Consider the following 23,080-nt stretch of genomic DNA (forward strand, 5'->3'; position numbering starts at 1 on the left):
ACGCAATGCCGATGAACTACGCCTCATGGGAGCAGGTGTCGGGGTGGCGATTCCTGTTTCATCGGTTGTCGGTAGCGGTTGGCCGGCGCACCGTGCGCCTCATTCACGACCCGTCGAAAAACTACTCAGCGGCGTTACTAGTGTCGGCCGTGATCGCTGTGCTGATCGTCGGATTGTGCTTGGTGACGGGGTTTTTCAATCGGACCGGCCAGATCGGCACGTCACGGGTGCTGGCGGACCGCGCCAGCGGCGGCCTGTATGTCGAGGTGGGCGGCGTGCTGCACCCTGCGCTGAATCTCGCCTCAGCCCGTCTGATCACCGGATCACCCGACAACCCAAAGATGGTGCCGTTGGCCGAGATCCGCAAGCGTCCTATCGGCCCGTTGGTCGGCATCATCGGCGCCCCCAATGATCTTGAGGTGCGCACTCCGACGTCAAGCGGTTGGGCACTGTGCGATCGACTCGGTTCGGCCGGATCGCAGGTCACCCCGAAGGTGAGCGTGGTTTCGGGTCAGCCGCAGCTTGGTGATTGGGCCAGTGAGCTGACGGCGCCGCGCGCGGCGCTGATGTCCTACGGGTCCAATGTGTACGTCGTGACCGACGGTCACCGCTCCCAGATTGACCTTGCCGATCGAGCGGTGACCCTCGCGCTGGGCCTGCCAGGTGGCGACCTGCATCCATCGGCAATGTCCCGCGCTCTGTACGAGGCGCTCACCCCGACCGCGCCGCTCCGGGTTCCCGCAGTACCCGCGCCCGGCGCACCGCTGTATTACGCCAATGCACAGCTCCCGTTGGTCTCGGGCAGCGTGATCCGGGCCGCGGACGCGTCGGGGGATCCGCAGTTCTTCGTGGCGCTGCCGGCGGGCGTGCAGATGGTATCGCAGACCGTGGCCACGATGATCCGCAATGCCGGCATCGCCGTTGGCGCCCAAGAGGTTTCGGTGCCGGGCCAGGTGCTAGCAGCGCTGCCGCAGGCCAAGGGCTTCGACGTGTCGACGTATCCGCCGGGGCGGCTGCAGTTGGTGGACAAGGCTTCTGAGCCCGTGACCTGTGTGACGTGGCGCAAGGGTGCCGGCGAGGCACAGGCTCAGGTATCGGTGGTCACGGGTCGGCGGCTGCCGATCCCGATGGGTGGCGAGGTGCGGCTGGTACGGCTGGTCAGCGCCGGCGCGCAGGTCGCCGACGACGTCTTCATTGGGAGCGATTCGGCCAACTTCGTCCAGGTCACCGGCATCGATCCCGCGTCACCGCGAAGTGAGAGCCAGTGGTTGATCTCCGACAACGGCGTGCGGTTCGGGGTGGTGACGGTCGGACATGGGGAGGACCAAACGTTGCGCGCGTTAGGGCTCGACCACAAGCCGGCGCCCGCCCCGTGGGCGGTGATCCATTGGCTTCCGGCCGGCCCGGCTTTGTCGCGAGGGGCGGCACTCACCGAACATGACACGCTGGCACCCGACCCGTCACCGGCCCCGTTGACCACCAAAGCGGGGGGAAGCTGATGACCCGCGAGGGCTTTATCCGCTCGGCGGTACCCGCGCCACCACAAGCCGAAGGCGAGATCCAGCTCCCCGACCCGGGAGAGTTGCAGCGGCCGATCCAGTCCAAGCCGCCGACGTGGGTGTGGATGGCGATTTTCGTTGTCGCCGTTGTCATTTTGATGGTGATGTTGTATCGCAGCGGCGCGCGGCAACTGTCCACCGGATCGTTCTTTATCTTCCCGGTGATGTTGATGTCGATGCTGATGATGATGCGCGGCCGCGGCGGCGCGGACAAAGATAGCAGGCCGGCGGCCATCAACCACCGCCGAGGTCAGTATCTGCGTAAGTTGGACGAGATCCGCGCCGACGTTCACAAGAAGGCGCGCGCGCAGGCCGTCGAGATCGCTTGGCACCATCCCGATCCAGCGAATGGGGCGTTGGTGCGGCTGGTCGGCACCCCGCGGATGTGGGAGCGTGATCCCAAGGCGCGCAACTTCGGTCATGTCCGGCTGGGGGTCGGGGTGACACAGCTCAAGGCGCGCCTGATTCCACCGGTGAAGGTGCCCCCGCCCGAGCACGCCGAGACGGTGAGCGCGATCGCCGCTCGGGATTTCCTGCTCACCCAGAATGTGGTGCACGACGTCAGTCGGCCGTTGCACCTGTTCGATCAGCCCGGCTGGTGTTTTTTCGCCGACGAGGCAGAGCGGCCCCGGCTTCAGGGAGTGCTGCGGGCGCTGGTGTGTCAGCTGTGCGTGTTTCACGGGCCCGACCATGTGCTTGTCCCGATCGTGACCGACGATCCTGTGGCGTGGGAGTGGGCAAAATGGTTGCCGCACACCGCTGATGACGAATTTATTGATGCGTCCGGGCCGGCTCGGCTGATCTTCGCCGATGTTGGGTCGTTCATGACCCGGTTTGAGACGGATCTGCGCGGGCGGCCCCGGTTCTCTCCGGGAATGCAAGGCGCGGGCGATCCGATCGGGGAGTCGCGGCGGCTGGTGATCGTGGTCGACTGTCCCGGTGCCAATTGCGCGCCGATCCTCGGACCCGGTGGTGGCCGCTGGGGAACATCGGTGTTGGAGGCAACCGGCGACCGGGATAGCGCACTGGCCACCGAGGACACCGCGTTCCTCGTCGATGAGCTCGGCAACCTCTTGAAGGCCCGCAAGAGTGTGCGCAAATGGTGAGGGTATCGCCTGCGGCGCGGGAGGGTTTCACGTTCGCGGTGACCCCCGATTTCCTGAGCGTCGGTGAGGCCGAGGTGCTGGCGCGTGCACTCGCGCGATGGGAGCCTTCGGACGACGCCGCCCAGCTATTGGCCGACCGAGCGGCCAATGCGCGCGCCGGCCAGGAGTTCCTGGACCTGTTCGGGATCGCCCATGCTCGGCTGTGGGATCCGCGCCAATTATGGGGACAGGTGACCGGTGCAGACCGACTGCGGGTGCCGCTGGGCAAGACACCGACCGGCAAAGTGGTGTGGCTGGATCTGAAGGAAGCCGCCGAGGGCGGGATGGGTCCGCACGGCATGTTGACCGGGCAGACCGGCAGCGGCAAGTCCGAACACCTCAAGGCGCTGGTGTTGGCCTTAGCGATGCTGCACCCGCCGGACCAGTTGCAGTTTCTGCTCGGCGATTTCAAAGGTGAGGCGGCATTCGCCGGGCTGGAACACCTGCCCCACGTACAAGGTGTGGTGTCAAACCTGAAGAAATCATCACACAAACTGGATCGGTTGGAAGCGGTGGTCCGCGGTGAGGTGATGCGGCGTGAGGAGCTGCTCAACGCCACCGGCTACAAGGATGTGCGCGACTACGAAGCGGCCCGCGCCACCACCAAACCGGGGCTGGAACCCTTGGGCGCGTTAGTAATTGTCGCCGACGAGTTCTCCGAACTGTTGGCGATCCGCCCCGAGATGTCCAAGGTGTTCGAGCATGTCGGGCTGGTGGGCCGCGCGTTGTGGATCCACATCCTCAACGCCAGCCAGCGGGTGGAGACCGGCAAGATGGCCGGGTTGCTTCCGCAGCAAACTTATTCGATCGGGATGAAGGTCAAGGATGCGGCCCAGTCCCGGGCAGCCATCGGGTCGCCACGCGCCTACGAGGACCTCAAGCGGGCCCCGCAGGGATCGGCGTTTCTGGTTGTCGACGATGAGCACACCCGGTATCGGTCGTTTTTCATCTCGGCGCCGTTCGTCGAACCCAAGCCGAGCACGGCTCGGCTCCATGTTGACGGTCATTTCATTGACGCACACCGATTCACCGCCAGCGTCACCCCGTTGCCCGCCGATGTGGCCGCGGAGCCCGACGTTCCGGCCCTGGTGGAGGATGACAGCGTCGTCGAGGAACCCGGCGTAGATGCGCCGACCGTGTTGTCGGTGCTCGCCGATCGGATCGCGCGGGCCGGCGGTCGGCGTGGTCATCGGCTGTGGCTGCCGCCATTGGATGACATTCCGGCGATACCGCTCGACGAGCTCGCCGGCCAGCATTGGGGCCGCGACTGGCGTGAGGTGACCGACGACGGCGGCCTGGTCGTTCCGTTCGCCCGCGAGGATGATCCGTTCCGGCACGCACAGGACGTGGTCACCCTGGACCTCTCGGGGGCGTCCGGCCATGTCGCGGTCGTCGGGGGAGGGCAGACGGGCAAGTCGACGACGCTGCGCACGCTGATGATGATGCTGGCGATCAGCCACAGCCCGCAGCGAGTGCAGTTCTACTGCATCGACCTAGGCGGCGGCCTGATGAACACCATGGCCGCGTTGCCGCACATGTCTGCCATCGCCGGCGCGGGCAACGATGAAAAAATGCGCCGGATCATTTCCGAGGTGGAACGGATCCGGCGGTTTCGCTTGCGCCACTGGGAGCAGGCGGGGCTGGACTTGGCGTCGTTTCGCGCTCGCAAATCGGCCTCGGCTCACGACTCGCGACTGCCCGGGGGTGACGTCCCCGATGATGGGCACGGCGATGTGTTCTTGGTGATCGACAACATCAGGGCGCTGCAGAACGACTTTGCTGAACTGCACGACCGAGTGACATCGTTGGTAGCCGACGCGGCTAACTACGGCATCCACGTGATGCTGTCGAATGATCAGTGGATATCGATCCGGCCCGGCATCCTGGCGAAAATCGGTTCGCGGGTCGAGATGCGCATGGCCGATCCGGTCGAGAGCACGATGGGCGATCGCGAAGCGGCTCGCAGGATTCCCGAGCAAGCCGGGCGTGCGCTGCGTCGCGGGGGCAAGCACATGTTGGTGGCGGTGCCGCAGGCTGACGGTGCCGAGTTCGCCGGCGGAGTTCCGCTGACCGCCGCGGCGGTGGAAGCCGCCTGGCGGCGCAGGGGTGCGGCACCCGCGCCGCCGCTGCAGACGCTTCCGGCCGAAATCGCCTACCACGACCTGCCGCCAGCAAAACCCGAAACCCTCAAACTGGGTATGGGGGAAGCGGAAATGTCAACGGCCGCTGTCGATTTGACGGTAAGCCCGCACTTTCTCGCGGTCGGCTCGTCCAAGTGTGGCCGCAGCACCGTGCTGAAAACCCTGTGCGCGGCGATCACCGATACCTTCACCCCCGAGCAGGCGCAGGTGGTGTTGTTCGACCCCAATTACCAGCTGGCCGACGCGGTCGATCCCGCCTATCTGAAGGTATATGCGCACACCATCAGCGAAGTCTCGGCGGCCTCAAGCGCGATCGCGCAGCGGCTCAGCGATCGCCGCCCGCCGGCCGGCACTTTACCGACGGATCTGGCTCGATGGCGCTATACCGGAGTCCGGTGGTTCATCGTCGTCGACGATCTCAACGTGCTCACCCCGCCAGGCACCAACCAGTCTGCGCTCTTTCCGTTGGTCGCTGGAATTGAATCGGGTCAGCAGCTCGCCGTCCACATCTTGGCCAGTCACCAGATCAACGGCTGGTACGCCACTGGTTCGCTGAACAGGGTGGTGCGGGCAATGAACAACGTCGGTGCCGGCGTGCTGATCATGGACGGCGACAAGGCCGACAAGATCGTTGACGACGTCCGTGCCGCCCCGCGGGTGCCGGGCCGCGGCGAGCTGGTGTATCGCAAGGGCCGTCAACTGGTGCAGGTCGCTTTGCCGCCGTCGGAAAGGGGACTTTGATCGTCGACCACGACAGCGAGGGAGAAACGAGCTACCGTGTCGTCAAGTAAACACTTCCCGTTTACGTCTAGTAAACAATGAGCTTTTACGCTCTTGGTTGTACAGGGCGCTACAACACCATTGGAGGGTAGTCAGATGACCTTCGTCTTCGCCGAGACCCAAGGCATGCATTTGGCGGCGGCCGGTACCGAGGACCTGGCGGCCGATACCGTCTATGTGAGACTGCAAGGCGATGCCGCGGGCGCGATAGTGGTGCCCCCCGGGATGGATCAAGTGTCCGCGACCAACGCGGCCGCGATCAGGACGTACATGAGCGGGGTCGCTAGTCAGCTCGCCGCCGGCGCCGGTTCGCAAGACGTCTACGGTGCGTCGATTTCCGACGCGGCGACGGCCTATGGCCTGACCGATGAGCTGAACGCGGCCGGGCTGGGTGGCTAGGGCCAAGCCGCATCGAGGATCGAGACGGGCTCAATGGTTCTTACGCCAGAAGCGATCTCGGCTCAGCTGTGGAGCGGTCCGGGCGCGGGCTCGTTCTACGCCTCGGCAGCCGCACTGACCGAGATGGCCGCAAAGCTCACCGACATCATGGACGGGCAGGAGGCGATCGCTGGCGTATTGACCACTGCGTGGGCGTCGCCCACCGGCGAGTCCGCGATCGCGGCCAACGCGCCGTACCAAGCCTGGGTGGCCCATGCCGCGGCTGAAATGGGCACGGCGGCAACGCAGATCAGCGCGGCTGCCGTGGCTTTCGACGCAGCGCAGGCGCTAACCCCGACTCCGGCGGAGTTTGCACAGAACGACCTGCAGTACGTGGTTTTGGTATCGACCAATATCCTGGGACAGAACTGGCCCGCAATCATTTACAACCGGATCGAGTACGCCGAGTATTGCATCCGGGCATGGACCGCGATGTCCTTCTACACCGCCGAGTCGGCGGGCACTGTGGGCGCGATCCAGCCCCTGACGCCGCCGCCTTTCTCGGCGACCCTCGCGCCGACGAACCCTTCCATCGCCGCGGGGCTGGCGGGCTCGCAATCCATCCGGGCGGCGCTGCCCGCTGGGGCCCCCATGCCGATGAGTCCGGCCGCGCCGGCGGTCAACGCGGCGCTCCAGCCGGCCGGTGCGCTCGCCTCGCTGCAGCCGGGCAACGTGCTTTCCCAGCCGACCAACGCGCTGTTGTCGGGCGGCAGCGAACTCGCTCAGGCGCCGAGTGCAATGACGTCCGGGCTTACCGGGTTGGGCTCGCAGACTGCCGGCGCCGGTGGAACGGGCGGGCCAGGAGCCGACGGCGCCAGCTGGATTGGCAGGGCGCCGGCGGCGGGAGGCACGGTGGCCGCGGCGCTGTCGGGTGGCGGCGCCGGGTTGAGCGGGATCGGCGCCGCGGTACCGGCCGGGATGCGCGGTCCAGTGTCATGGTCATCGACGGCCAACGCGGCAAGCCCCGCACCGAATCCGGATGCCGATCCGGTCGTGGTGTCGCGTGTCGCCGAGGCCCGCGCGGCCGCGGTGACACCGGCCACCACCGCTGGAATGGGAGCCCCTGGAGCAGCAATGCAACCACCCGCACAGCAGGCGTCGGAGCCTGCGCGGGAACGAGAGCGCGATGGCACGTTGGCGGCGGCCGTGCTTTACCGCCCGCCCACGGAACTGCCGGTGGTCACCGGCGTGGCTGGCGCACGGTTCGTGGCCGGAGAGGAGGAACGGTAATCACACCCGCAACCAGACTCAGTAACCGGACAACATCTGCAGAGATGCGCAAACATCGACGGCCTTCATGAAAGGACATTTCGACATGGCAGACACCACAGGCGCCAGCTCCATTTATGGCGCACTCGAAGGGATCGCCAGCAACGCGAGCGGATTGCAGGAGGTGTCGGACACGCAGGCCGCCATCATGCAACACCTGGGCTCGATATGTGACGGCCTGGCCCCGAACCTGCAGGGGATGGCCGGCACCGCCATGCAGCAGGCAGGTCAGCAGCTGCACGCCCACGGCATGCGGATGGCGTCGGCGTTCGCCGATCACTCCCACATGATGAACAACAATGCATCGCTGCTCAGTGGCCGCGACCAAGAGAACGCCCACATCTTGGGCCAGGTCGCCAACCTGACCTGACCTGCCCAGAAAATCAGGCAGGCACCGGAAGAAATCAGAAGGGACAGACAATGAGCAACGTAATTCACTGCAACACGCCGCTTGTCGCCGACGCAGCGGTCCAGATTCAGGCGGCCGCAGCACAAACCGAGCAGAACCACCAGCAGTCGTTGTCGATCGTCGCAAACAATGCCGAGAATTTCGGCGGCCGAGGCTCTCAGGGGTTTCAGCAGGCTATCGCGATGATCAACAGCCATTACGCCGCCCACAAGGAGGCCATCGCGGCGGCCAGCCGGGCACTGGGGATGGCCAATGACGGCTTTACCGAGACCGACGGGCAGATGGCGGCTCAGTACGCCTGAGCGGCGACCGATCACGACCCGGCTCCGGTGCAGTCGTCGAGGTGTGCACCGGGGACGGGTCGTTGACTCCCGAGGGAGGAAGTATTGGGCCCGCCCGAATTCGCTTTGCGCCGCCCGCTGGTCCGCCATGTACCCGCGGCAGTGTCGACGCTCGACACCACCAGCGAGGGGATGTGGTTGCTGCAGGCTTTGTGCGGTGTGGAGGCTTTGCCCGCGACGTTGATGTTGCGGCCCTACGCCGCGGCGAGTGGACCAATTGTCGGCCATCCCGGCATCGCGGTTTTGCGGGATGCCGGAGCGCTGCTCGATGACTACACGGTGCATCCCAGGATCGCCGAATGGATCGAGGTGCTGGGTGCGCCCGATGTCGAGGTGTACGGCGGCATCCGGCGCGGTTATGACGCGCCGGACTACCTGCGGCTCGCGGTGGCCCGACGAGGCGACCTGCACGTGGCGGCGTCGCGGTGCCACGACGACGTGACCGTCGAAGAACTCGGGCAGGTGGACTCCGTCCGCGACCTGGTGGGGCGGATCCTGCCGCTGTGCGGGCCGTCTGTGGAGCCGATCGGCTTCGAGCCGATTATGGTGCCGACGCAAGCCTTCGTCGCGGGCCTCGGGCAGGTGGTGCGCGGCGAACAGTCGCCGACGGTCGCACTGGGCGGGCTCGGGCTCTCCACACGGCAGCGCCGGGTGTTGATGGCCGCCGCTGACCAGCCGTTGACCGAGTTGTCGCTGGGTGTAGTGCAGCACGACAGCCGCGGTGATCACGTCGCCAAGGCGGCGGTGACGGTGACCGACACGACGGAAGGCCGAATGGTGACGGGCCCGGTGCGCCGCGAGGACGGCACCTGGTGGACACATATCAGCCCGGGCACCACTGATGCGATCGCGCGCTCGCTGCGCGGACTGATAGCCACGCTGCCGACGCCAGCGTGGCGGGAGCATTCCCGTCTCAACTGATACGCCCACCGGGGGCGAGGGTTGCGGCGGAATCGGCAGACATGGAGAACAAGTGAGCGACAGCGACTTTTACACGCGATATCTGGGCGTGGATGTCTCACCACCCGCCCCGCCCGGCCAACAACCGGACCCGCCGCCGCCTGCGGACGCACAGCACGACGCAGGCACCGGCTACGTTGTCGCCGCCCTGCGGCCCGGCGTAACCCCGACTGCACCACCCGATCTCAACGGGCAGCGCGTCATCGGTCCGGCCGAGCGCCCGCCTCAGGTACGTCCGGCCGCACCGAGGCACGAGACTCCGGAGCATTCCCCGGCTGGATCATCGTCCGCCCAGCAAGCGAGCGCGTCGGTGGGGCCGCTGCGCGCCAGCATCCGCGCCGCCGATCTGGTCAAGCCATATAAGGAGGTGCCCGAATCAGGCTGGCGCGGGCGCTTGAATCGGATCGCCGGGATCAACCTGGGCCCGTCGCCCGCCGAGAGGGCGTGGAACGATCTGCGTCGGCGTGTGTCGCGCAACCTCCGCGGCACCTACCTCGTGGCCGTCCTTCAGCAGAAGGGCGGCGTCGCCAAGACCACGGCGACGTTGGGGCTGGGATCGGCGCTGGCACGATACCGCGACGACAAGGTCGTGGCGATCGACGCAAATCCTGCCAGCGGTAATCTCGCCAAACGCATCCAGGAGCCGTCGGCGGGCACCTGGCGCGGCCTGATCCGCGACGAACGCCTGCAGAGCTATTCCGACTTCCGCCACTATCTGGGGAAGAGCACATCGTCGGGGCTGGAAGTGCTGGCCAGCGACGCCGGCGACGAGATGCTCAGTGGCGCACAAGTAACCGAGCTGTGGCGGCGACTGCAACGCCAGTACCCGATCGGCCTCGTCGACTGCGGCACCCAGCTTCGTGATGACGTGATGGCCGCTGTGCTGGCCGGCGCCGATGCGGTGGTTGTCGTCTCCACGACCCGCCTCGACGGCGCCGACGGAGCCGCCGAAACGCTGAATTGGCTTGTCGATCACGGCTACCCACACCTGGTGCGATCGGCGGTCATCGTGATCAGCGACCTGTTCAAGGTGACCCAGAGCTCGTCGGTGCGCAAACTGCATGGCCAGTTCGAAAAGGCCGTCCGTGCGGTGCATTACGTGCCGTTCGATCCCCACTTGTCCGACGCCGCCGCCGTCGATTTCGACCGGCTCAAGCCGCACGTTCGCCGCGCGTTCATCGAGGCCGCCGCGTCACTGGTTGACGGATTCGGGGCCGCGGCCGACAAAGATCCCGGTGCACTCCCCGCGCCCCGTGAGCCTGGAGATGTGCGATGACCGCGACGACCGGCGCCCAGCCCGGAGTTCGGCCGGCCACGCAGGTCCGGTTGGCCGAACAGGTGCGGGTGGCCGTCATCTTCGCCGGTCAGCAGCACGACGTGACCTTGCCGGCGAATTCGCCGGTCGCCGCGGTGGTCGAGGCGCTCATCCAGGTGTTGCAAGAACGGCGGGAGAGCACCGGCGCCGCCGCCGCGGTGATCTCGGGACTGGTGTCCCTGGCTCGGATCAACGGGGAAAGGCTGGACCGCGGCCAAACCCTCGCTCAGCAGGGCGTGGTGGACGGGGATTTGCTGGTGATGGAGGTGACCGACGCCGAGGTGGCATTCACTCCGATCGTCGAGAGCGCCTCGTCGGCGGTGGCGATGGCCAACGCTGCACGGTTTTCGGCCGTCACGGAGCACACCGCGATGGCGTTCGCGGCAGTGGCGGCGGGCGTGGCGGCACTGGTGGCGCTGGCCGTGATCGGCGAGGTCTGGCAGCGCAACCTTGCGAGTGGGCAGAACTGGAACGTGCTGCCTTCGGTGCTGGCGGCTGGGCTCGCTGTGGTTCTGCCCGCGGCGGGCTGGCTGACCTGGCGGCTGCATGGTGAGCCGATGGTGGCTTGCGCGCTGTGGTTGTCGGCGCTGGTTGCCGCCCCGGCCGCCGCGGTGATGGGCACGCCCGGGCGGGCCGGGTCGGCGCACCTGCTGTGGGCCATGGTTACCACAACCGTTGTGGCGGTGGTCTTTTGGCGGTTTACCCCGGTGCCCCGTGGACTGATGGCCTGGGTCGCGGTCACCGGGTCGGCCACGGCAGTGCTGGCACTACTTCGCCTACTGTGGTCGGTGCGCGCGGAATACCTCTGGGTCGGCGCGCTGGCGATAGCGCTCACGGTGTTAACCCACGCGCAAGGCTTCGCCGGACGCATGGCCGGCATCCCGCTGCCACCATTTCCGACAGTCACAGGCAAGGTTCTCTTCGACGACGCGGACGACATCGCGGCCGAGGCGTTGGCCGCAGCGGAACACGCCGGTACTCCGTCGGTGGCCGAACTAGTGGAGGGCGCGGCAGCGGCCAACACCTACCTGACCGCACTGGTGGCCTCCACGTCAGTATTCTTCGTCAGCGGGGCGGTCGCGGTGATCACTCCCGGGCACGGTCGCTGGTGGCTGCAGTTGGTATTCGTGGCGGCGCTGGCGGCATTGCTGGTGCTACGCGGTCGGGCGTTCACCGACCGAACTCAGGCAATAGTCGTGGTTGCCAGCGGACTGCTGATGCTCACCGCGGCGGCGGTGAAATACGCTCTGGCCGAACACAATACGGTTCTGTCGCTGGCGGTCGCCGCAGGGGCGCTCGCGCTCGGACTCTTGATGCTGGCGGTTGCGGCCATAGTGCCCGCCCACGTGTTCTCGCCGATTTTCCGCAAGGTGGTGGAATGGGCGGAGTATGCGCTGGTGGTGGCGGTGTTGCCGATGGCGTTGTGGCTGTGCAATCTGTACTACCTGGCCAGGAATCACTGATGGGCTTCGCATCATGCGGCTGCGCCGCACGGTGGGCGCGGCGGTGCGGCGCTGAGCTCATCGCCGTTGGGTTGGTGATGGCCAGCGGCACCTCAACGCCGGCAGGGGCGCTCACCGCACCCGTTGTGGACCCGAGCGCGACACCGCCCGACGCGCCGCCCGCTCCTGACCAGCCCATGAGGATGATCCAAAGCTGCGCCGTCACCGGAGCGTTACCCGGGGCTGACCTCGGTGCCACGCCGATCGGACAGTCGTTTATGAATCTCCCCGCGCTGTGGCAATCCGCCGGGAAAGGCGCCGGCGTTACGGTGGCCATGATCGACACCGGGGTGAATCGATCACCGCGGCTTCCGCATTTGCGCGGCGCCGGTGACTATATCGTTGCCGACGGTGACGGCCTGTCCGATTGTGACTCCCACGGCACGGTGGTGGCCAGCATCATCGGCGCGGCACCCTCCGAGACCGACGGACTGGCCGGCGTGGCGCCGGACGCTGAATTGATTTCCATACGTCAGTCGTCCGATGCGTTCCAGCCCGAACGTCCCGCACCGACGGATACGCAGACCGACCGGCGCGCCGGCACGGTCGGCACCCTCGCCCGGGCGGTGGTCCATGCCGCAAACGCTGGCGCGCGGGTGATCAATATGTCCGTGGTCGCCTGCGTTCCGGTGCTCAAGCCGGTAGACCAGAACTCGCTGGGTGCCGCGCTGCGCTACGCAGCCGTTGACCACGATGTGGTATTAGTCAGCGCCGCAGGCAATCTCGGTAGTCCCGGATGCGCGCAAAATCCTGATGTCGACCCGGCCCGCCCCGCCGATTCCCGCAACTGGGCCGGCGTAGTCACCGTGAGCACCCCGTCCTGGTTCTCCGACTATGTGCTGTCCGTCAGCGCCACCGACGGCGCCGGGGCGCCCGCGGTTGACGATCATGGCCGGGAGATCAGCTTGTCGGGGCCCTGGGTTGGGGTCGGCGCGCCGGGGATTTTTGTGGAAGCGGTCACCGACCGGGGTCAGCTCATCAACGCGACATTGGACAGTCAAGCCGGGGTGATGAGATCGATGAGCGGCACCAGCTTTTCGGCCGCATACGTGTCGGGCCTGGCGGCTTTGGTGCGGGCAAAGTACCCGAATCTGTCCGCAGCGCAGGTCATTCGGCGGATAGAGCGGACCGCGCATTCGCCGTCCGATGTGGTTGACAACCGGATCGGTTACGGGACAGTCGATCCGGTTGCCGCGCTGAACGACGATGTCGCGATTGGACAGCGGCTACCGACAGAGCACGCGACGCGCAAGCTGATTTTGCCGGCGCCGGCGCCGGCGCCCGACCGCCGCCCGATGGCCACGGCACTCATTGGTTCATCAGCCGTAATTGCCCTGGCTGCACTGGTTTTCGGGGTACTGCGGCTGGCCGGTCATGATCGCCGGCCACGGCGTGGCGCGGAGAGATGGTGAGGCCGATGAGTGACGACTTGATTCCAGGTGCGAGTTCTTCGTTGCCTGAGCAGCTCTCCCGGTGGGGTGTTGATCTGCGGCAACGTCATATCGTCGTGGTGCAGTTGATGGCCGCACCGCTGATCCCGTTGCTGCCAAGGGTGGGTCGGCCAATAGGTGCAACGATTGCGATGCTGACCCTGCTGTCGGTCATCGCGACTTACAACGAGGCCACCGCGGCGCGATGGCTGGCCCGGCTGGTCCGGTTTCTCTGGCATCGCAAGTCTGCGGCGGCTCGCCTGCGGCGCGCGGCGATACCGGCGCCGTTCAACGTGGATCTGGCCGGCATCGGCGCGGTCGGCATGCGATGGGACGGCCAGTACGCGGTGACGATGATCGCGCTGCACGGGCGCGCCTATGCGCCAACGTTTTTGGTTCCCGGGGGCGCCAAGACCGAAGATATCGTGCCGCTGCAGGTGGTGGCTTCCTTGCTGCGGCAGTTCGGCGGTTTGGAGTTGGCATCGGTGGACGTCGTGTCGGCGGGACGACGGACCGGTAGTGCCGCCTTCGCGTCCGTCTACGACGAGATCATTGGGGACCGGCCTGCCGTTGGGCTGCGCGAAACTTGGTTGGTACTGCGATTGTGTCCGCGAGCGTGCCTGGCGGCGATGGCCTATCGCGGTGACGCGGCCGCGGCGGCGGCCGCAGCGACCGAACGGATGCGCCAAGCGGTGTTACGTTCTGGCTGCCGCGCGGTGACATGCAGCGCGGACCAATTGGCGATGGCCACGAATGCACTGCTGGGCGGCATCGACCTCGCCGAGGTGCGTGAATCGTGGACGCACATCGATACCGGCGGTGCCTACGTCACCACCTACCGGATCGCCGGCGCTGATCTCACCACGGAGCTGGTGAATGATGTGTGGTCGGTACGTTCGTTGTTGACAGTGCTGACCGTACGACTGGCCGCCACGGCTTCGGGCAGCATGACCGCCGCGGCGATTGTGCGTTTCCACACCGCGGCGCAGGCAACTCATCCACCAGTCTTGACGCTGCGATCGGTCTCGGGGCAGGCGTTTTCCGCGGTGCTTGCCTCGCTTCCGCTAGGTGACCGGTCGGTTGCGCTGCAAATGTCTGCCCGTCAGCTCGAGCCGGCTGGCCTGGAAATGCCGCTGGCGCCAGCCGGGTTCATGATCGGCACCACCCATACCGGCTTCCCCTTGCTACTGCCGCTGCATGACCCACTGAGGCCGACGCGGGTGGGCCTCTCAGTGGAACCAGGGGTGGCGCAGTCGCTGGTATTGCGCGCCACCGCAACCGGCTCGACCGTGCTGGTGCACACCAACCGCCCGGAGCTGTGGGCCCCGATTTGCAGCGAGCACATCGTGCTGGCCGACCGGTTGACCGACCACCCCGGTGCGGTGACGATGGTCGTACTTGACGGCGACCACGCCCAGAATCCGGCAATGGCGGTAGGCGAGCGCGGTCATACGGTGGTGTCCATCAGTTCGACCCCGCCGCCTGACGCTGATGTGGTGCTGACACAGGCCTCACCGGGGCAGCTCACCTTGACCACACCCAGATTCGCTGACGTGCCACTGAGGATTCTGCGGCCCCGCAATGAAACTCAGTTTCTGGCCCATTTGCGCGGCACCGAATCGCTGGTGTCGGTGACGCAGTGAGCGAGCGTTCCATCCAGGCGTTGGCGGCTGCGGTCAAAGCGCTGTCGACCGATACGGCCAAGGCGCGCAAAGTTTTCAACATCGCCACCGAGGATGACCCGCAATCGGCGGACGGTTGGCTTGGCCGGGTGGCAGCCGGGGACCGATCTCTGACGACACTGGCCAACCTCGCTGGACACGCCGCGGCGCTCGGTGACGACCTGCGATCGCTGGGCATGGCACCTCACCAGCTTTCCGCGGCGTTCGAGATCGAGTACGTGCGGTTCACCATCGCCGACGAGCAGGGCGCCCGGGTGGCGTATGCCGCGGCGCTGATCGATGAGCGAGAGTTCGACCGCGCGAACGAGATTCTGCTGCGGCTGCCCACGGTCCCATCGGTGCGCTACGTGCGCGCGGTGCTGGGATCACGCACCCGTCGTTGGCCGGACGTACTGGCCTCCCTCGAGGGATGTGCAATCTGGGAGGATCGGCTGCTGAGCACCGCGGCCAGCCTGATGGAGGCCTGGGCCGCCGCCGGGCTCGGGTTGGATGAGCGGGCCGTCGCCGCGGCACTCGTGGCTGAATCCTCACCAACCCCGGAGGTGGTCCGCGACGCGCTGTTTTGCCGGGCGCTGGTGGCGCGCTCTGGCGGCGACGAGGACACGGCGCGAGCGTTGCTGACTGACATCTCGGTGCGCTGGCCGGATTTCCAACGGTCGCGTATGGCGCTGTCAGATCCCACATTTGGTGTGGAGGTGACCGATCAAGCCACCATCGACAGCCGCACCGCCTTCTGGGACCCGGCCAGCGCCGTCACGCCCGAGCAACGCGTGGCCGCCGATACTGCAAGCGCCGCTAAGGCACGCCTCGCCGAAGCCGAGGCGGCCATGGCCGCAATGGTCGGCATGGAATCGGTGAAGACGCGAATCAACGCGATCAAGGCCGACTCGATCGTGCGGGTATTGCGTACGCGCAAAGGGCTTCCCACTCCGGCGATCTCACGCCACATCTTGATGATCGGCCCGCCCGGAGTGGGCAAAACCCAATCGGCACGGGCGATCGCCAACATCTTTTGCGGCCTCGGGCTGCTGCCGCGTCCCGACGTGTATGAAACCAATCGGGACAAACTCGTCGGACGGCACCTAGGCGATGCTGAGAGCAATACGCGTGAATTACTGGAGCAAGCGATGGGAGCCACGGTGCTCATAGACGAGTTCGGTGACCTCATCCAGGAGGGCTATTCCAGCGGAGATGCGTTTGGACAGGCCATCATCGGCAGCCTGGTGCCACACATGGAAAATCACCGCGACCAGACAGTCGTCATCGCCGCCGGTTATCCAATGGCGTGCCAGCGGGTTTTAGCCGTCAACCCCGGCCTGCGATCGCGCTTCGCCACCACAATCGAATTCCATTCCTACACACCGGACGAGCTGATTGCGATAGCCGAGAAGCAGGCGGCTGAAGCAGGCGACACGCTGGTCGCCGGCGCTGCTCACGCCGTATTGAGAGCTCCGCTCGAGCGCTTCTATGACACCAAGACCTCGACCGCCGCGGGAGATGTGGTCCGGGGCATCGATACATTGGGCAATGCGCGGTTCGCCCGAACGATCATCGAGGGCGCACAGTTGCATCGGGCGCAGCGCCTTGTGACAGACTATGGTCTCGCCGATGTGGATTTGTCCGACGACAAGGTTGCCGAAGACATTGCACTCGATGTGTTCGCGATGTTGACGGCCGAGGACCTCGCCGAGGGACTGGCCTCAGCCTTACCAGCGGAGTGGCGCTGCTAAGCAAACGGCGATAGGTGGATGACAGACATCGGTAGGCCGGGCAAGCCGATCGACGGGCACGGCTGTCGCGACCGTAGCAGTTCTTGCTGGCACCGTATTGCAAACAGGCTGGTCGAGCACTACCGAACGCACAGGCCAGTCCTTCATCGGACGACGCACCCATCGGGCCTACCGATGTACGCGGCCTACCGACTATGCCAACGTTGCTAGCGACGGCTCACGCCAGGCGGTTTACCCGCCGTCTGTCTGACCGCTCACGGGACCATCCGCCACAGGTGCCTCTGGGCCTCACACGGGGAGTTGCGTTATGACGCCAGTCTATCAAGCTACTCACCACGGTACATGTCTTGCAACGCGCTGTCGCCAAGAACGCTCATACTGCAGTGCCTGGTCGCGTCATGCTGCCACAGATTCTGGGAGGCAAGCACTTTCGTGGGAGCCTCGCGATTGCGTACGGCGGACCCGGCGATCGAGCATCGAACTTGGCACTGAATCCGCCCAGCCTTCGCTAACCGAGGCAATGTGCCTAAACCTTTTGGCTAGCAAGTTATTTGCCTGGTACCGCATCCAGAAGTGCAGCGAGTCGGTGTTGGCATGAAACCGGTAGACGGCGGGCCAGCCTTAGCAGCGATGCACGAACCGTCAAAGGAACGCCTGGATTCCGCGCTATCAGAGTCGCTACGCCGATTCGGCGTCGCGTGCGGCCGGACAGCGGATGAGACGTATGACCTTGTGATGGCTGCGACCCGATTGGGATTGGCCGATGGAAAGAGGTTACGCGCCAGACTATTTTATTGGGGATGGCGGGCTGCTGACCGACTGGATTGCGATGAGGTAATCGATGTGGCCATCGCCATGGAGATTTTTCACCTCTTTGCGCTCGTGCACGACGACTTGATGGACAAGTCGCCGCTTCGACGCGGCGTACCGACAGCCCACCAGCAATTGGCCCGAATGCACATGGACCGCGGTTGGCGCGGCGATCCGACCCACTTCGGTTTGTCGTCGGCAATGCTGCTCGGCGACGCTTTGCTCGTGTGGGCCGACATGGTGATCGATGCCTCCCCGCTGCTCAAGGATTGCGCGCACGTGTTCCGGCGTGCATACGATGAGATGCGCCTGGAAGTGATGGGTGGCCAGTACCTCGATATATGCGCGGACTGCGTGGACAGAAGGTCGATGAGTGACGTACTGCGTGTGGCACGACTGAAGTCGGGCAATTACACGATCTCCCAGCCTCTGCGATTGGGCGCCATCGCCGGCGGCGCGCCTGACACGTTGGTTGCAGCGCTCGCTGGGCTTGGCAGGCCGCTTGGCGAGGCATTCCAGATCCACGACGACATCCAGGGTGTCTTTGGCCAATCCGACGTGACGGGCAAGCCAGTGGGAGACGATATCCGAAACGGTAAGCGCACAGTGCTCATAGCGGTTGCCTTAGCGCGATGCAACGCCAATGAGCGCACGCGCCTCGAAAGCGTGCTGGGCGCTCCCAACGTAACCGCCAGGCAGGTAAATGATGCCGGCGAAATCATTCGGCAGTCCGGTGCGCTCGAGGTAGCTCAGGCGGTTATTGTTGACCGCCTCCAAGAGACCATCCGCGCGCTGCGGTCACTTGCCGTGGACAATGCAGTGAAATACACTCTGGCGGACATATTTTCGCGCGCAGTCGGCGTGCCATCGACCGTTCCAGTGCCGGCAACCATTCCCCTAGAATCCGTGTCGTAATGCGTCCGAATAGCGAACCAAAACGCCGATGACGGTTGCACCGATGTGTGTAGAGGAAATCATCGACGGTGGCAAGATCGGCCACGAGGTAGAGGAGCAATCGCGTTGCGAAGCCGCGGTGTCTCGAGCCGTATAGGCGATATGGAACCGCATCCGGGTGAGTCGGTGGTGCTCCTCGACTCGTTGTGTCGTCCGGTGGGCTGGATGCCGAAGAACGACGTGCACACTAGGCAGACGCCTTTCCATTTGGCGCTGTCGTGCTACCTGTTCGACCTGCGCGGACGAATATTGATCACTCAGCGCGCGCTCTCCAAGAAGACCTGGCCCGGCGTGGTCACCAATTCGGCTTGCGGCCATCCCCGAGTCAACGAGTCCTTAGAACGCGCTGCCCGACGAGTGGTACGTCATGAACTCGGATGTGACATCGCAAAATTCAAGACTCTCTTGCCGGATTTCTCCTATCGCGCCGTTTCTGATCGCGGCATCGTCGAATGGGAATACTGCCCCGTCGTTGCCGCGGTCGTTGATAGCGACGATATCGCGTTGAATAGCGACGAGGCGGAAGGTGCCCTATGGCTCGACTGGCGATCGTTCGTCGGGATCGTCGATTCAGCTGCTATCGAACTCTCGCCGTGGAGTCGGCTGCAAGTGAAGGCCCTGAAGGAGCTCGGCCCGCCAGCCGGCTGGTGTGACCGATCGGATGAGCTTCCTGACTTTCTTCGGTGCCCTGACGCCGGCGAGCCGCCAAACTCAACGGGATCGACCGAAGCGTTGACTCAGCCGACCCAGGCCTTTCAGAAGACATCATTTGGAATTGGAGACGATAGCTCCGCACATCGGCGGTACCACCACGAGTAACGACGATCACTTGCGTTGAGATCCAACTCGGAACGGTGCCATGCGGGCAGCGATCCGCCGGCTATGCGACAGCGCGTGAAAGCTGTTGCGGGAGTTCGGGTGTCCACGCGACTCGATCGTCGGTGCCCGACACCAGTTTTAAGTTTGCTTGGCGGCGCCTCGCCGCATCGCGAGCAAGCGCAAGCCCCGTGGGTGAGGTGTAATTGTCGTTGATTGCTTCGTAGGTCTGGACACATTGCTGGACCGCCGACGCTGCGGACACCGCGGGTCACCGCGTGAGTGTGTTCGCCGACTGCGACCACTGCCACGAGACCCGGCACCGCATCATTTCCCACGTGAGACGCCGCAATCTCGTCGAACCGGTTTAGCCCCTGCCTAGTCAAGAATTTGGACACGCAGCAATAGACTTCGGCAGACCTTGAAACTCATCGGTGCAAGCACAAGCCATCGGGCAACAATACGCCAAACGACGCCTCGACACTGCTCCGCGGCCCGTCGCGCCGCTACCGACATCCACCTATCACTCCGTCTCGCTCACCACGGGCCAGTTCACGGGTCGGTCAATGACGTATCGGCTCTTCCAAAGAACATGGCTGAGTAGCCATCTGACGGATTACTGGCGGAACCGTGCAGGATATGCCCCACCGCATCCCTTCACCGAGGCGAGGCGATCGAATCGCGTTCACGTATTGTGTGTGCTGTGTGATGCTGTAGTCTGAGGGCGATCGGGAGGCGTCAAAGATAACAAAACACCACAGACGGGGATCGAGCCGGTGGAGCCACCAGATGACTACGACAATTCCGCGCTGGCGCACGAAGATATCGGCTACCACAAGGGCCTGAAGCCGCGACAACTTCAGATGATCGCAATGGGCGGTGCGATAGGCACCGGATTGTTCATGGGTACGGGCGCTCGGCTACACACAGCCGGGCCGGGGCTGTTTGTCGTGTACGCGTTCTGTGGCCTGTTTGTCTTCTTTATCCTGCGTGCACTCGGGGAACTGGTGTTGCACCGACCGTCGTCGGGTTCGTTCGTATCGTATGCACGCGAATTCCTCGGCGAGAAAGCGGCTTTCGTCGCGGGCTGGATGTATTTCTGGAACTGGGCCGCGGCGGCGATCGTGGACGTCACCGCCATCGCGCTGTACCTGCGCTACTGGAACACGTTCCGGATCTTCCCACAGTGGAGCATCGCGTTGGCAGCATTGGTCGTCGTGCTCACTATGAATATGATCTCAGTCAAGTTGTTCGGCGAGATGGAGTTCTGGGCGGCGCTGATAAAGGTCGTCGCGCTGATCGTATTCCTGGTCGCCGGCACCGTATTCCTGGCCGGCGGTATGCACATCGACGGACAGCCGACGGGTCCGTCGCTGATTGCCTCGCACGGGGGCCTATTCCCGACGGGCCTGCTGCAGGTGTTGATCGTCACGTCCGGCGTTGTATTCGCCTTCGCCGCAGTCGAATTGGTGGGTACCGCGGCTGGTGAAACCGAGAACCCACATCAGGTGATGCCGCGCGCGATCAACTCGGTGGTATTGCGGATCGCGGTGTTTTACGTCGGGTCGGTAATCCTGCTCGGGCTGTTGCTGCCTTATTCGGCCTATGCCAAGAACACCAGTCCGTTTGTCAGTTTCTTCTCTCACATCGGTTTTCCGGCAGCCGGGCACGTCATGAACTTTGTGGTACTCACGGCCGCGCTGTCGAGCCTCAATGCGGGGCTGTACTCGACGGGGCGCATGCTGCGCTCGATGGCGATGAACGGGAGTGCACCCAAGTTCACCGCGAGGATGTCTGCGACCGGCGTGCCTTTCGCGGGAATTCTTCTCACCGGATGCATCACGCTGACCGGTATCGGTTTGAACCTGGTTGTGCCGGCCGATGCGTTTAATATCGCGTTGGAGGTTGCGGCGCTGGGCATTATCGCGTCGTGGGGCACTATTGTGATCTGCCAGCTGAAGCTGTACCGGCTTTCGCAACGCGGTGTCCTGGCCCGCCCGAGTTTTCGGCTTCCGGGAACTCCGTATACCAGTTACGCCACGCTGCTGTTCCTCGCCGTTGTCGTGGTTCTGATGTGTTACGAGAACCGGTGGAATCTGGTGGCGCTGTTAGCCGCGGTGCCTATGCTGATCGTGGGCTGGTTCGCGGTGCGTAACCGCGTCTTTCGGGTTGCCAGTGAGCGGTCTGGCTTCACTGGCGCCTTTCCTGTCATTGCCGAGACGCCGCTGATGGGTGGAATTGCCCGAAGGGATAGTCGCGCCTTGCCAGGGGGCTGAGTGGCCGACAAATCTGGTTTCACCTATTGGTCGTAGGAGGTCCACGTGCTGACCAACGCCGCAACGCCGTATTGCGGATTCAAGCGGCGGATGGATACCCGCACTGGCGGACAGATTTACGTGCCGCGCTCGGCAGCCCACGTGCTGGTATCGGGGCCGACGGAGGCTGGCAAGACTCGCCGGATCCTGGCGCCTGCTGCCGTACTGTGGGGTGGCCCAGCGGTCGTGGTGTCGCCCAGAGACGATCTTCAGCAGCACGTGATAGAACGACGCTGGGGCCCAATGGCTTTGATAGACATGCGGCCGATCCCCACACCGGTGTACCCCGAGGGAATCGTCAGGTTGGGCTATGACCCGACCGTCACCACCAGCACACCGCATGAAGCGCTGACCGTAGCAGAGACCATCATGCGCGCGGCTACGGCAGCTCGGCGATGGGGCGCCAATCAGCTGCGCGACGAAGGGATTTGGGAGTCGCGGGCCGTCGGCCCCCTGGCGGCCTTGCTGTATGCGGCCTCACCGGCGGGAAACGCCCGGGGCATCGAGTGGGTGTTGCGCGCGGTCGACAACGTCAATGCCGATTGCGGGGATGAGCCGGGGTGGCATCAGGCGGTCGCGATCTGCCAGTCCGCTGATGTCCTGGCGTTGGGATTGCGGAGGATGTTCGAGATGACGGACACCCAAGTACGTGACTCGGTGGCGGTTGCGATGCGAGCGGCATTGACCCCGTGGTTGCGGACGACGTTGGCGGACAAGACATTCGCAACGTTTGATCCGCAATTCCTGGATGACGCTGAGGCAACCCTTTTTGTGCTGACCCCTGCCGATGGGACGGTCACCGCTTGCGCTGTGACTCTCCTGGATGCGCTGATTCGGCGTTGGCGAGACAAGGCCGCATCCCGTGCGCCGATGGAGCGTTTGTTGTTGGTCGTCGATGATCTGCCCAACACCGCGCCGATCCCTAACCTGCGCTACGTCCTGGGGGAGGGCGGCGGACTGGGCATCAATCTGGTCGCCGGCGTGCAGGCGTCCTCCCAGCTGGACACCGCTTATGGCCCCGCCTATGCCGAGGAGTTACGCGATGTCTTCCCGGCCACGCTGATCATGTATGGTGCGCGCGACCTGCAGCTGTTGGCGAAAGTTGAGGGCTGGTCGGGCTTGACGACCCGTCACCCGGAAACCTACAGCCAGGCCGACGGCCATAGCTACCTGCATAGCGAGCTAGGCGCGGGGTTGCGCTGGCAGGAGTTGTTGCCGCGCAACCGCGATGAGGCGCGATTGTTGGTGGGCGGCACCCTTGGCTCTTCGGTGGAAATCCCGGATTGGCCGGTATTTCGTGAGTATTACGATGCTGCGGTGCGCCACTTGTTGTCGCGCGGCGATGGCGGCAACGCCAACACGCTGGAGCGGCTGGCACGCTCGTGGCGGCTCGACGAGAGCCACCCGGGCGGTACCCAGGCGTGGGGCACGGCCATGTAGACGGGCGGGAGATGGTGATCCGTCTGCCAGGGGTCGGGTGCCCG

General features: G+C 65.0%; 17 protein-coding genes. All 17 read left to right on the forward strand.

Annotation, left to right across the window (positions count from 1 at the left end; translation table 11 throughout):
* The first annotated feature begins 11 nt into the window (after positions 1-11).
* The 17 genes from eccB (at position 12) to A5736_RS15340 (ending at position 23,036) form a co-directional block, all read left to right on the forward strand.
* Positions 12-1,499 (forward strand): type VII secretion protein EccB, encoded by a 1,488-nt coding sequence (eccB, locus tag A5736_RS15260; protein WP_254848369.1) that lies wholly within the window; start codon positions 12-14, stop codon positions 1,497-1,499.
* Positions 1,499-2,665: a cell division protein FtsK gene (locus A5736_RS15265; RefSeq protein ID WP_139333331.1), complete on the forward strand. Its 1,167-nt coding sequence runs from the start codon at positions 1,499-1,501 to the stop codon at positions 2,663-2,665. Before eccB ends, A5736_RS15265 begins: the two co-directional genes overlap by 1 nt.
* The gene (eccCb, locus tag A5736_RS15270; protein WP_076247107.1) at positions 2,659-5,586 is read left to right on the forward strand and encodes a type VII secretion protein EccCb; all 2,928 of its coding nucleotides are present in this window, start codon (positions 2,659-2,661) and stop codon (positions 5,584-5,586) included. Before A5736_RS15265 ends, eccCb begins: the two co-directional genes overlap by 7 nt.
* Before the next feature lie 135 nt (positions 5,587-5,721).
* A complete protein-coding gene (locus tag A5736_RS15275; protein ID WP_076247109.1) occupies positions 5,722-6,024 on the forward strand; it encodes a PE domain-containing protein in 303 nt (100 codons plus the stop codon).
* A gap of 33 nt (positions 6,025-6,057) precedes the next feature.
* The gene (locus A5736_RS15280; protein ID WP_076247111.1) at positions 6,058-7,293 is read left to right on the forward strand and encodes a PPE domain-containing protein; all 1,236 of its coding nucleotides are present in this window, start codon (positions 6,058-6,060) and stop codon (positions 7,291-7,293) included.
* Positions 7,294-7,378: 85 nt separating this feature from the next.
* Positions 7,379-7,702 carry a hypothetical protein gene (locus tag A5736_RS15285; RefSeq protein WP_139333332.1) on the forward strand — a complete coding sequence of 108 codons (324 nt, stop codon included), beginning with the start codon at positions 7,379-7,381 and terminating at the stop codon, positions 7,700-7,702.
* Positions 7,703-7,752: 50 nt separating this feature from the next.
* A complete protein-coding gene (locus A5736_RS15290) occupies positions 7,753-8,043 on the forward strand; it encodes a WXG100 family type VII secretion target (RefSeq protein ID WP_076247114.1) in 291 nt (96 codons plus the stop codon).
* Positions 8,044-8,127: 84 nt separating this feature from the next.
* Positions 8,128-9,003 (forward strand): ESX secretion-associated protein EspG, encoded by an 876-nt coding sequence (locus A5736_RS15295; RefSeq protein WP_076247116.1) that lies wholly within the window; start codon positions 8,128-8,130, stop codon positions 9,001-9,003.
* 52 nt (positions 9,004-9,055) lie between these two features.
* The gene (locus tag A5736_RS15300; protein ID WP_254848370.1) at positions 9,056-10,318 is read left to right on the forward strand and encodes a MinD/ParA family protein; all 1,263 of its coding nucleotides are present in this window, start codon (positions 9,056-9,058) and stop codon (positions 10,316-10,318) included.
* Positions 10,315-11,820: a type VII secretion integral membrane protein EccD gene (gene eccD / locus A5736_RS15305; protein WP_076247117.1), complete on the forward strand. Its 1,506-nt coding sequence runs from the start codon at positions 10,315-10,317 to the stop codon at positions 11,818-11,820. Before A5736_RS15300 ends, eccD begins: the two co-directional genes overlap by 4 nt.
* On the forward strand, positions 11,820-13,271 hold the full coding sequence (gene mycP, locus A5736_RS15310) for a type VII secretion-associated serine protease mycosin (RefSeq protein WP_076247119.1): 1,452 nt from the start codon (positions 11,820-11,822) through the stop codon (positions 13,269-13,271). Before eccD ends, mycP begins: the two co-directional genes overlap by 1 nt.
* Positions 13,272-13,276: 5 nt before the next feature.
* Positions 13,277-14,932 (forward strand): type VII secretion protein EccE, encoded by a 1,656-nt coding sequence (gene eccE / locus A5736_RS15315; RefSeq protein ID WP_076247120.1) that lies wholly within the window; start codon positions 13,277-13,279, stop codon positions 14,930-14,932.
* A complete protein-coding gene (eccA, locus tag A5736_RS15320) occupies positions 14,929-16,701 on the forward strand; it encodes a type VII secretion AAA-ATPase EccA (protein ID WP_083667463.1) in 1,773 nt (590 codons plus the stop codon). Before eccE ends, eccA begins: the two co-directional genes overlap by 4 nt.
* 735 nt (positions 16,702-17,436) lie before the next feature.
* The gene (locus A5736_RS15325) at positions 17,437-18,426 is read left to right on the forward strand and encodes a polyprenyl synthetase family protein (RefSeq protein ID WP_175611293.1); all 990 of its coding nucleotides are present in this window, start codon (positions 17,437-17,439) and stop codon (positions 18,424-18,426) included.
* A 141-nt stretch (positions 18,427-18,567) separates the two neighbouring features.
* Positions 18,568-19,284 carry an isopentenyl-diphosphate Delta-isomerase gene (gene idi, locus A5736_RS15330; RefSeq protein ID WP_076247126.1) on the forward strand — a complete coding sequence of 239 codons (717 nt, stop codon included), beginning with the start codon at positions 18,568-18,570 and terminating at the stop codon, positions 19,282-19,284.
* Between the two features lie 773 nt (positions 19,285-20,057).
* Positions 20,058-21,557 (forward strand): amino acid permease, encoded by a 1,500-nt coding sequence (locus A5736_RS15335; protein WP_076247128.1) that lies wholly within the window; start codon positions 20,058-20,060, stop codon positions 21,555-21,557.
* Positions 21,558-21,602: 45 nt separating this feature from the next.
* Complete coding sequence (locus A5736_RS15340) at positions 21,603-23,036, forward strand: type IV secretory system conjugative DNA transfer family protein (protein WP_076247130.1); 1,434 nt, start codon at positions 21,603-21,605, stop codon at positions 23,034-23,036.
* Positions 23,037-23,080: the final 44 nt, after the last annotated feature.

This window comes from Mycobacterium sp. SP-6446, from assembly GCF_001954045.1.
Classification (GTDB): domain Bacteria; phylum Actinomycetota; class Actinomycetes; order Mycobacteriales; family Mycobacteriaceae; genus Mycobacterium.